We start from the raw sequence: 10,545 nt of genomic DNA, 5'->3' as shown, positions 1-10,545 counted from the left end.
TCGACAACGCATACGGTGACCGAAACCTCATCTGCACATGCCCACCAATGGACGCTTACGAAGAAGCCGCAGAGTAAACAGACGACAACCAGATCAGCCCACGCACTGGCCGCGGGCTGATCCATCCCGGGCCATATGCCTTTGCCTGTGGCCCAGGCTTTTCAGCGGGGGAGACATGAAGCATTGCATCTTCGAAAATGACCAAGCCTATCTGGCTGAGCCAACCTCTGCTGCGTTCGTGCGAACCCACAACATCGATGTGATCGTGCGCGATAGTAGTGCATTTGCCTCGGCCGAGATGATCAGGGAATTTTATCATGCCCTGAGCGACCTGACCGGCGACCATTCCTATGTCGTTAATCTGCGTTTGGCTGGTGCGGGTTCCGTAGGAGGGCCGCAGTACTGGACCGGAAGAGCCGCTGTTTTCTGGGGTGATTTTTCGGATTGTTGGACGTTGTCCGACGCCGAAAAAACATGGGTCTCACAAGTTCTGAACCTTTCGCCACGGACCGTTCTTGTCGGTGGTGCCGTGCTTGTGCTGGCCCAGATTAGATTGTCGGAAAAAACAGTCGCGGCCATTCACCCCAACTTCGATGCGGCAGCGCGTGAAGCAGGTTTGACCAACTGTGGTACAGGCACATATCTGGCGGCGCGCGGGCGCACGCATAGCGCGACGACACGTCTGAGTACGCTGCGTTTGTTGGCGGATTTTGTTTCGTTGGACCACGGTGAGAACATGGCTGATAACCTACGCGGGTTTATCGGCCTGTCCGAACCCAAGCGGGACTGCGAAAGCCAGCTTGCCAATCGCTTGATCCATCGTGCGGGCGGGGATCACCTGGTTATGTCAGCCGTTGAGGCAATGCTGAACCATGTCGAAGAGCCACTCAGGATCACGGATCTTTCGAACATGGTCGGCACTTCAACCCGGCAGCTTCAGAGACGGTTTCTGAACAAGACGGGGGCAAAGCTTTTGGCCACATACCGAGAATTGCGTCTGGAACGTGCGCATAGCCTGCTGCGGTTTACGGATTTGCCACAAATCGAGATTGCCACCGCCACAGGGTTTTCGTCTACAACGTCACTAAAACGTGCTTTTCGAGACCAGTACAAGACGATGCCGGAAGATATCCGCAGCCTCCGCTTTTCCGGTGGAATGGCGGATCGGGGGCTGGTGAACTGACAGCTCGTGCAGTGTGCCGATTAGGGCGCACGCATTTGAAATTTAAATCCGCTGTGATTGGCGAATCGAAAAAAAGCCTGATCAGACCGAATGCAGGGCAGACCGACATTCGGGCTCAGTATGATCCTTTAGGTCTTTGAAACGCGGATTTCTGCACCCGGATTCTGATTCTGTTCTGCAACATTCTCGTGATTGCTGCAATTCCGTCCCTTTTCTGCCGGAATCGTCACTGATAAACCCTTGGCCATCGGGCAGTGATTTGTTGAGGGGTACGGGCGGTAAAATGAATACCGGGGTAAACGGTCGTGTTGCCATTTCATGGTCGCAGACAGAGATTGATGGGCTAGAGGCGGCGCCTCTGGCATTTTTAAATGTAGGGTCGGCCTGGTCCTGGCGCGGTCAGGCATCGATGCTGGAAGGCAGCGCTGAAGTTGCCGGGCGTAAAAACGCATTTGCATCAGGTACAATCGGGCGCGTTATTCCTGCCACGACTTTTTCGGATAATGTCGTCGGAACGCTCGAGCTTATGAACGGGGCGCAACGGTTTTCAGCGTTACTGGTCGTTTCCGATGATGATGAAAGCCCGTCGCTGGTGTTTGAAAGCGGCTGTCCTTCACGCGATCAGGAATTCTGGATCAGCGCATATACTCAGATCAACCATCAGAGTGGTGAAGTTGCAGAGCAGGACGGAACTGTCGTCGCGTTTCATCGCAAGGCCACTCAGTTCCAGTACACTGGTGTCGCGAACCTACGCGCAACTGTAAACGGTGCCACTTTAGCGGAGTAAATCCCGTTAGTGGTGCCGTCTTTGAATTGAATTTCAGAAAGTTTCGGTTCCGTCCGTTCGGCATGTTGACTCTGCCAGCGCTGCGGATATAAGCGCGGCTTCATTGGTGTTGGTGGCCCCCGCAAGGGGAGGCCTGTCATGAGGGAAACCTCAAGAGGACAACGCCCTTCATAGTGGCCTATCAGGGCCTCGACCTTAAGAAGGAGATCAGCCGTGACCAAACGCACGTCTGCCAAGTACAAAATCGACCGCCGGATGGGCGAAAACATCTGGGGTCGTCCGAAATCCCCGGTCAACCGTCGTGAATACGGCCCTGGTCAGCACGGTCAGCGCCGGAAAGGCAAACTGTCTGACTTCGGTCTGCAGCTGCGTGCCAAGCAGAAGCTGAAGGGCTACTATGGCGACCTGACCGAAAAGCAGTTCCGCCGCATCTATGCCGAAGCTGTTCGTGTCAACGGCGATACCGGTGAAAACCTGATTGGTCTGCTGGAACGCCGTCTGGACGCCGTTGTCTATCGCGCCAAATTCGTCGCGACCGTGTTCGCCGCGCGTCAGTTCGTGAACCACGGCCACGTCACAGTGAACGGCAAGCGGGTCAACATCCCCAGCTACCGTGTCAAAGAAGGCGACGTCATCGAAGTACGTGACAAGTCCAAGCAACTGGCCGTTGTTCTTGAAGCTGCTGCTCTGGCCGAGCGTGATGTTCCTGATTACATTGACGCCGACCACTCGAAAATGACCGCGACTTTCGTGCGCGCACCGGGTCTGGGCGATGTGCCTTACCCTGTCATGATGGAACCGAACCTGGTTGTCGAATTCTACGCGAAGAACTAATCTTCGCCGAAATCGAAATTCGAAAGGCCGCGCGGTTGCGCGGCCTTTTTCGTTTTAGGGGACTCTGCCCCCAATCACGACCAGCCGCGATGCCCCCCGAGCAATTTTTTTGGCCAAGTAAAGAGCAGATCAGATTGGCAAGGGTCGTCCTTCTGCAATTGCCTCCATCGCGAAATATGAGGTTACGCTGTCCAGCTCGACTTTTTCGATGAGGCGTTGATAGACCTTGTCGTACGAAGCCATATCCTGCGTAACAACCTTGAGCTGATAGTCGTAGTCGCCGCCAATGCGGTGGAAGTCCACGACCTCTGGTATCGTCAGAACATGCCTGCGAAAGGCCTGTAACCACTCGGCCGAGTGGTGCCGCGTACGCAGCATGACGAAGACTACAAGGCTTAGCCCTAGTTTTTCGCGCGCGATTTGCGCCGTCGATCCGATGATGACGCCCTGATCATTCAGGGCCTTCAGCCGACGCCAGCAGGCGTTTTGCGACAGCCCGATGCGGTCGGCCAGTTCTCGTTGGGACAGCGTAGCGTCGGTTTGCAATTCACGCAGCAGGCGGTGGTCAATATGATCTAGATTTTTTGACATTCCAAATCATATGACACATGATTTATGAAAACCATCTAAAAATATGCATTATATACACAACACATATCAATCATATTTGTTGGGAAACTTCGGAGTCCATATAATGACACTTTCCCAATTTCGTTCTGACATTGAAGCTGCTGTTCGTAGCGACACGTTGCGCGATGGCTTAATCGGCGAGAATGTTATGATCCCGGGGCTGCGCGGGGACATACCTTTGGTTTACGCGGATTATGTTGCGTCGGGCCGCGCATTGAAGCAGGTCGAGGATTTTGTGGCCGCGCATGTGTTGCCGTTTTATGCCAACAGCCACACCGAGGCGTCTTATTGCGGGGCCTACATGACCCGACTGCGCCGCGAGGCCCGTGCGGAAATCTCCCGGATTGTTGGCGCCGGGGAAAATGATGCGGTGATCTTTACGGGATCGGGCGCTACAGCGGGTCTCAACCGGCTGGTCAACCTGTTGGGGATCGAGGCTGCTGCGCGACCAGTGGTTTTGATCGGCCCATATGAGCACCATTCGAACATCCTGCCGTGGCGGGAAAGCAAAGCGCTGGTGATTGAAATCCCCGAAGCACCCGAAGGGGGTGTCGATCTGTCGGCTTTAGAGCGTGCCTTGGCGGAAAACGCGGATGCGGATCTGATCGTCGGATCATTTTCGGCCGCTTCGAATGTGACGGGCATAATCACTGATCCCGACCCGGTTACGCGGCTGCTCAAGGCTAATGGCGCTGTAGCGGTTTGGGATTATGCGGGCGGTGGGCCTTATCTGCCAATGAGAATGGGCCCTGCGGATGCGCGCAAGGATGCGATCGTGGTCTCTCCTCATAAATTTGCCGGTGGACCCGGCGCGTCTGGTGTATTGATCGTCAATCAAAACGTTGTGCAGCGCACATGCCCCAGCTGGCCCGGTGGTGGCACTGTGAGTTTCGTGTCCCCTTGGGGGCATGACTACAGCGCCGATCTTGCCACGCGTGAAGAGGCCGGAACGCCGAACGTCATAGGTGACATCCGTGCCGCGTTGGCTTTCTTGGTCAAAGACGCGGTCGGAGCAGACGAAATTGCAAGCCGTGAGGCGCTTTATAACCGGATGGCATTGGAAGGGTGGGGCGATAACCCAGGCCTGACCTTGTTGGGCGCGGACAATCCGCATCGGTTGCCGATATTCTCATTCCTTGTCCATGACAGCAATGGCCAGCCAGTGCATCAGCAGCTGTTCACCCGGATGCTGAGTGATGTTTACGGCATTCAGGCGCGCGGAGGCTGTGCCTGTGCCGGGCCTTATGCGCACCGGTTGTTGGGTATTGACCGTGCGGCCTCGGACCAGTTGCACGCGGCGCTTGGCGCTGGCGAAGAGCTGAAAAAGCCCGGTTGGGTGCGCCTGAACTTTTCATATCTGATGTCGCAAGAGACCGTCCGTTTCATCATCGACAGCGTCAATGACCTGTCCCGGCGGACCGAAGAGCTTAGCCCCTATTACAACGCCGACCCGGCAACGGCCCGCTTCAAGGCGGCCTAAGGGAATTGCCGCTTTTCTCAACGCTTTGAGACGGGTATGAGGGGCTTCTAAATACGGAGCCTCTTATGACCAAGATCACCCCTCAACCCGGCATTATGGACATCGCGCTTTATCAGGGCGGCCAGTCGCAGGTGGCGGGGGTCGACCATGTGATCAAGTTGAGCTCGAACGAAAACCCGTTTGGCCCCAGCCCCAAAGCGATTGAGGCGGTGCGTGACAGTGCCGCCACCCTGAACCGGTATCCCAGCACCGATCACGCCAGTCTGCGTCGGGCCATTGGCGAACGCCACGGGCTGGATCCGGCGCGCATTGTCTGTGGCGTGGGCAGTGACGAGGTACTGCAATTTGTGGCGCAGGCCTATGCCGGTCCGGGGGATGAGGTCATCTATACCGAACACGGGTTTTCGATGTATCCGATCATCGCGCGGATGGCGGGTGCCACGCCGGTGATGGTGTCTGAAACCGATCGTCGCGTCGATGTGGACAAGATATGTGCCGCTGTGACCGACCAGACCCGGATCGTGTTCGTGACCAATCCGGGCAATCCGACATCGACCATGATCCCCGAAGCGGATCTGATCCGACTGGCCGAAAGCTTGCCGCAGACCTGTCTGATGGTGATTGACGGCGCCTATGCCGAGTTTGTCGAAGGCTTCGACGGAGGCCGTGCTTTGGTGGATCGGTTTGAGAATGTGATCATGACGCGGACCTTCTCCAAGATTTACGGTCTGGGCGGGATGCGGGTTGGTTGGGGCTATGCCGCGCAAGAGATCATTGATGTGCTGAACCGCGTGCGCCAGCCCTTCAACCTGTCGCTGACTGCGCTGGTTGCTGCCGAAGCCGCCATAAAGGATGAAGAATACCTGAGTTTTTGCCACAGCGAAAATGCGCGGCTGCGGGTTTGGCTTTCGGCCCAGCTGTCCAAAATCGGCGTGCCTACGGATGCGTCCAGCACCAATTTCATCCTCGCCCGCTTTGCGGATCAGGCCGAGGCCGAGGCCTGCGACGACTTCCTCAAGACACAGGGTTTGATCGTGCGCCGCGTGGCGGGGTATAACCTGCCGAACGCTCTTCGCATCACGGTTGGGGACGAAGAGGCTTGTCGCCGTGTCGTTGCGGCCATAACCGCTTTTAAAGAGGGCAAGGCATGAGCCAGGTATATGACCGCGTCGCGCTGATCGGCTTGGGCCTGATCGCTTCGTCGATGTTCTGGGCGATTAAACGCGCGGGATTGGCTGGCGAAGTCACCGGTTATGCCCGGTCCGAGGCCACGCGTGACACCGCGCGCAGGATTGGCCTGTGCGACCGGATTTGCGACACCGCGCAAGAGGCTGTCGAGGGTGCCGACCTTGTGGTTCTGTGCGTGCCTGTCGGCGCGATGGGCGCCGTTGCACAAGAGATTGCCCCGGTCCTGAAATCGGGCGCGACCGTGTCAGACGTGGGTTCGGTCAAGCGGCATGTCATTGAGGACGTCTCGCCCCATATCCCGCAGGATGTTCACTTCATCCCGGCGCATCCGCTGGCCGGGACCGAGCATTCTGGCCCTGAATCCGGATTTGCCGAGCTGTTCGACAATCGGTGGTGCCTATTGGTACCGGTCGAGGGCACGGACCCCGACGCTGTCGCGCGCCTGCGCACGATGTGGACGGGCCTGGGATCGAATGTGGATGAGATGGATGCCGATCACCATGATCTGGTTCTGGCTGTGACATCCCATGCGCCCCACCTGATCGCCTATACGATGGTCGGCGTGGCAGATGATCTGCGCCGTGTGACCGATAGCGAGGTCATCAAATACTCGGCCGCGGGTTTTCGGGATTTCACCCGGATCGCAGCCTCGGACCCGACGATGTGGCGCGATGTGTTTCTGACCAACAAGGATGCGACGCTGGAGATATTGGGGCGTTTCACCGAAGAGCTCTTCGCCCTTCAGCGCGCCATTCGGACGGGAGATGGCGATCAGCTGTTCGATTATTTCACCCGCACACGTGCGATCCGGCGTGGAATCATTGATGCGGGGCAGGATACGGACGCCCCGGATTTCGGTCGCGGGAAGACCAACCCATGAGGCGCGGTTGGAGGGTTCTGTCGATCGGGTGGGTGGCGCTTGGCGCCACAATCGGCAATGCAGCACCGTCGGATCAACCCTCGATCCCAGACGACCAACCGGTTCTGGCCTTTGCAGCTCCGACTGCAATGCAGCCAGAGTTGCAGCCGAATTCGCTGATACAGCAGGTGCTGTTCAAAAAGCGCAAGCTGCGCAAAACTTCGGTCTGCGGGAATATCGACATCCAGGGCAAGCCGGTGGGTTCTGTTCCCGGCAAGATCAAAGCCTGCGGGATCAAGGAAGCGGTACAGATCACCTCGGTTTCCGGCGTGGCGCTCAGCCGTCCGTCCACCATGGATTGCGGCACCGCGATTGCGCTGAACCAGTGGGTCGATAAAAGCGTGAAGCCCACCTTCAAAAGGCGCGGTCCCGTTGTCGAACTGCAGGTCGCCGCCCACTACGCATGCCGGACGCGCAACAACCGCAAAGGTGCGCGGATATCCGAGCATGGCAAGGGTCGGGCCATAGATATCTCGGGCTTCAAGATGGCGAATGGCGAGGTTGTGACCGTCCTGAACGGTTGGCGCAAGAACCCGTCCAAGAAGCAACTGACCAAGATCTGGCGCGGGGCCTGCGGGCCGTTCGGAACGGTATTGGGTCCGAATTCAGACCGCTATCACCGGGATCATTTCCATTTGGACACGGCCCGGTATCGCAGCGGCCCCTACTGCCGTTAACGCAGGATAAGGCGCGGCGCCGGGCCAAGGGGCAGCGGGCCAAGCGCCACATAGCCCTCACGGAAGTTCAACTGCAGATCCAGCGCATCGGGATTGCCCCCCAAGCCAGCCATGAATTTCAGGGCACGTGTCACAGGGTCTACCGCCTGATCGGGCAGGGCCCCTGCGGCGTTGGCCATGGCAACCATCTCACGCCAATTTTCGGCCTTGATCGAAATCTCTCCGGTAGGAATACCCTGATCGTCCACGTCCAGCTCTCCGGCAGCGAACAGGCGCAATGCACCCCATTTCATCTCAGCCAGACGCAGGTCGATCCGGGTGGGCTGAGGTCGGCTTTGTTCCAGTGCAGATCGATCCCACGGTTTGTCAAAGGTGGCGACCATATCCATTTCCAGTGCATCGAATGTCTGGGGCAGTGTGGTGGCGGAATGCATCATGGCGCGCAGATCATCGCCGGGGGAAAAGCCATCGATCCGCGCGCTGATCGCATAGGCTTGAGGATTTTCGGTTTGCTCCATCACCAGACCAAGCGTGGTTCCCGCTGCCAGCAGATCCGCACCATCGGCAATGGACCATGGCCCGGCAGTCAGAGACATTTTCTCTAGCACCAGCGCGACACCAGGTTGCAACTGCAGCTCGGCCTGCAGGTCAGCTGCAACGATGGTCGACGTTTGATCGAAATAGGACAGCAGCTGCGGCGTTTCCGCGAAACGCAGAACTTGCCGACCCGGCCAGATCGCGGGGCTTTGGAATTCGATCCAGTCGGCGCTCCAGGCGGTGCCGTTGACCGGGTCGGCCAGTGCGGGGCTGTTCAGTCGGGTGACGTGGTTGAACGGATAGCCTGCTGTGGCTACGTCCGAAAAATCGGCCAGCCAGCCTCTTTCTTGTTGGTTGTCGAACCATGTTGTGATCGCGTTGCGCAATCCATATCCGGCGACGAACCAATAGGCGCTCCAGATCGCAGTGATGAAAATGACTACTCGTATTAGCCCGCGCATTGCTAATGGCCCTTTTTCCCGCCTTGAAATTGATGTTTATAGGCGCAAACGGGCAAGGACCAGTGCTATGACGATGTGGGTTTTCGGATATGGGTCGCTGCTGTGGAATCCCGGCTTTCCCGTGTCCCGCAGCGAACGCGCAACCCTGAATGGATATGCGCGGTCTTTCTGCATGAGTTCGATTCATCACCGCGGAACCGAAGAGAAACCCGGCCTTGTTCTGGCGTTGGATGAACAGCAAAACACCCTGTGCAAAGGTCTGGCCCTCGCCGTCGAAGCAGGCCACGAAGAGCGTACCTTGCATGAACTGCGCGAGCGCGAGCTGATCTCGTCGGCCTATGTCGAAAAGATGCTGGATGTGCATTTGGAAACGGACGAGGTCGTAACGGCAGTCACCTATGTTATCGACGCAGATCACGTGCAGTATTGCGGGGGCATGCCGTTGGAAGACCAGGCGCAGATCATTGCCCATGCTGTCGGCGGGCGTGGTCCAAATACCGAATACCTTTATAACACAGCTGAACATCTGACCGAGATTGGTCTGCGTGATCCCGATCTTGAGTGGTTAGCGCAACGGGTGCGAAGCATTACCTCATAAACCCTTGGCGTCACCGGCAGATTTTCGGTAGATTCGCGTCAGAGCAGAAAAGAACCGGGAAAAACGCGCATGGCGCAGGCACAACAGGGCGCGAGACCGCATTTCTCGCAACCCATTCGTCAGATCGTAACGATGCTTGTGGCGATCGGCCTGGCTGGTATGGGCATCTTCATGGCGCTGCCTTACGTTTTGCCGGTTTTCTATGCAAACCCGTATCTGAACGGTTTTATCCTTCTGGTATTTTTTGTCGGCGTAATTGCCTGTTTTTATCAGGTGACACAGTTGATCGGTTCGGTTCGCTGGATCGAGTCCTTCGTTGGTGGCGTTGTTCATGAGGACGCGCGCACGCCTCAGCTTTTGGCACCGCTGGCGTCGCTGCTGCGGGACCGGGGTGCGCGGTCGCAGATCAGTTCCAGTTCGACCCGATCTATTTTGGATTCGGTGGCCGAACGGGTCGAGGAAGAGCGTGAGATCACGCGTTATATCACCAATGTTCTGATCTATCTTGGGCTTTTGGGAACGTTTTTTGGCTTGGCCACGACGGTCCCCGCTATTGTCGACACGATCCGCAGTCTCAATCCGCAGGATGGCGAAGAAGGGCTGGCGGTGTTCAATCGCCTGATGGTTGGCCTTGAAACCCAACTGCAGGGAATGGGCGTGGCCTTTGGGTCTTCGTTGCTGGGCCTTGCCGGATCGCTGATTGTGGGGTTGCTGGAACTGTTCGCGGGCCACGGGCAGAACCGGTTTTATCGAGAGCTCGAAGAATGGTTGTCCTCGATCACCCGTGTCGGCTTTGCAGCAGGCGATGACGGCAGCAGCACCGAACTGGCGGTTCTGACACCGGTTCTGGATGCAATGTCCGAACAGATGAACGCCCTGCAGGACTTGTTTTCGGCGCAGGAAACCGACCGGGCCGAGCTGTCGGGCAAGCTGGGGCATCTTGTCGGCGCAATCGGAGATATGAACCAGCGTCAGTCTGAGACCGAGAATGTCACCGCTGCGCTGGAACGTGTCGCACTGGGGCAGGACGCTCTGCTGGATCATCTGCGGGAACAGGGGACCAGCGAAGGAATAGACGCAGAAAGCCGCATGCGCCTGCGCTCGATGGATGTTCAGTTGCTGCGTATCCTCGAAGAAATTTCTGCAGGCCGCCAAGAAAGCATGAGCGAGCTGCGCAAGGACATCGAACTGTTGGTCAAAGCTCTTACATTGCCCAGAGGCGCCGTTCGAACCGCTCCGGAAGGAGAGTAA

At 57.4% G+C, this 10,545-nt stretch carries 11 protein-coding genes; 9 read left to right on the top strand and 2 right to left on the bottom strand.

Features of this window, described 5'->3' with window-relative positions:
* Positions 1-175: 175 nt before the first annotated feature.
* From AC2FJ5_RS10940 to rpsD, 3 genes are all read left to right on the top strand, one after another.
* Positions 176-1,183 (top strand): helix-turn-helix domain-containing protein, encoded by a 1,008-nt coding sequence (locus tag AC2FJ5_RS10940; protein ID WP_496694686.1) that lies wholly within the window; start codon positions 176-178, stop codon positions 1,181-1,183.
* A gap of 283 nt (positions 1,184-1,466) precedes the next feature.
* A complete protein-coding gene (locus AC2FJ5_RS10935; RefSeq protein WP_496793353.1) occupies positions 1,467-1,970 on the top strand; it encodes a hypothetical protein in 504 nt (167 codons plus the stop codon).
* Between the two features lie 213 nt (positions 1,971-2,183).
* Positions 2,184-2,804 (top strand): 30S ribosomal protein S4, encoded by a 621-nt coding sequence (rpsD, locus tag AC2FJ5_RS10930; protein WP_058279997.1) that lies wholly within the window; start codon positions 2,184-2,186, stop codon positions 2,802-2,804.
* Between the two features lie 129 nt (positions 2,805-2,933).
* On the opposite strand, the gene AC2FJ5_RS10925 is transcribed toward rpsD, so the two are convergent.
* Positions 2,934-3,395: an Lrp/AsnC family transcriptional regulator gene (locus tag AC2FJ5_RS10925; RefSeq protein ID WP_142636466.1), complete on the bottom strand. Its 462-nt coding sequence runs from the start codon at positions 3,393-3,395 to the stop codon at positions 2,934-2,936.
* Between the two features lie 103 nt (positions 3,396-3,498).
* On the opposite strand from AC2FJ5_RS10925, the gene AC2FJ5_RS10920 reads away from it, so the two are divergent.
* The 4 genes from AC2FJ5_RS10920 (at position 3,499) to AC2FJ5_RS10905 (ending at position 7,698) form a co-directional block, all read left to right on the top strand.
* Complete coding sequence (locus AC2FJ5_RS10920; protein ID WP_496793352.1) at positions 3,499-4,914, top strand: aminotransferase class V-fold PLP-dependent enzyme; 1,416 nt, start codon at positions 3,499-3,501, stop codon at positions 4,912-4,914.
* A 65-nt stretch (positions 4,915-4,979) separates the two neighbouring features.
* Positions 4,980-6,065 (top strand): histidinol-phosphate transaminase, encoded by a 1,086-nt coding sequence (hisC, locus tag AC2FJ5_RS10915; RefSeq protein ID WP_496793350.1) that lies wholly within the window; start codon positions 4,980-4,982, stop codon positions 6,063-6,065.
* The gene (locus AC2FJ5_RS10910) at positions 6,062-6,982 is read left to right on the top strand and encodes a prephenate/arogenate dehydrogenase family protein (RefSeq protein WP_496793349.1); all 921 of its coding nucleotides are present in this window, start codon (positions 6,062-6,064) and stop codon (positions 6,980-6,982) included. The genes hisC and AC2FJ5_RS10910 overlap by 4 nt, the downstream gene beginning before the upstream one ends.
* Positions 6,979-7,698, top strand: coding sequence for an extensin-like domain-containing protein (locus AC2FJ5_RS10905; protein WP_496793348.1), 720 nt, complete (start codon positions 6,979-6,981; stop codon positions 7,696-7,698). Before AC2FJ5_RS10910 ends, AC2FJ5_RS10905 begins: the two co-directional genes overlap by 4 nt.
* Here the strand turns inward: AC2FJ5_RS10905 and AC2FJ5_RS10900 are convergent.
* Complete coding sequence (locus AC2FJ5_RS10900) at positions 7,695-8,696, bottom strand: DUF2125 domain-containing protein (protein WP_496793347.1); 1,002 nt, start codon at positions 8,694-8,696, stop codon at positions 7,695-7,697. The two genes, AC2FJ5_RS10905 and AC2FJ5_RS10900, sit on opposite strands and share 4 nt — an antisense overlap.
* A gap of 67 nt (positions 8,697-8,763) precedes the next feature.
* On the opposite strand from AC2FJ5_RS10900, the gene AC2FJ5_RS10895 reads away from it, so the two are divergent.
* Positions 8,764-9,294 carry a gamma-glutamylcyclotransferase gene (locus tag AC2FJ5_RS10895; RefSeq protein WP_496706717.1) on the top strand — a complete coding sequence of 177 codons (531 nt, stop codon included), beginning with the start codon at positions 8,764-8,766 and terminating at the stop codon, positions 9,292-9,294.
* 69 nt (positions 9,295-9,363) lie between these two features.
* Positions 9,364-10,545, top strand: a complete 1,182-nt coding sequence (locus AC2FJ5_RS10890; RefSeq protein ID WP_282021534.1) for a biopolymer transporter ExbB — start codon at positions 9,364-9,366, stop codon at positions 10,543-10,545.

The organism is Ruegeria sp. CDSA221 (assembly GCF_059611825.1).
This window is presented reverse-complemented; position numbering and strand designations above follow the sequence as displayed.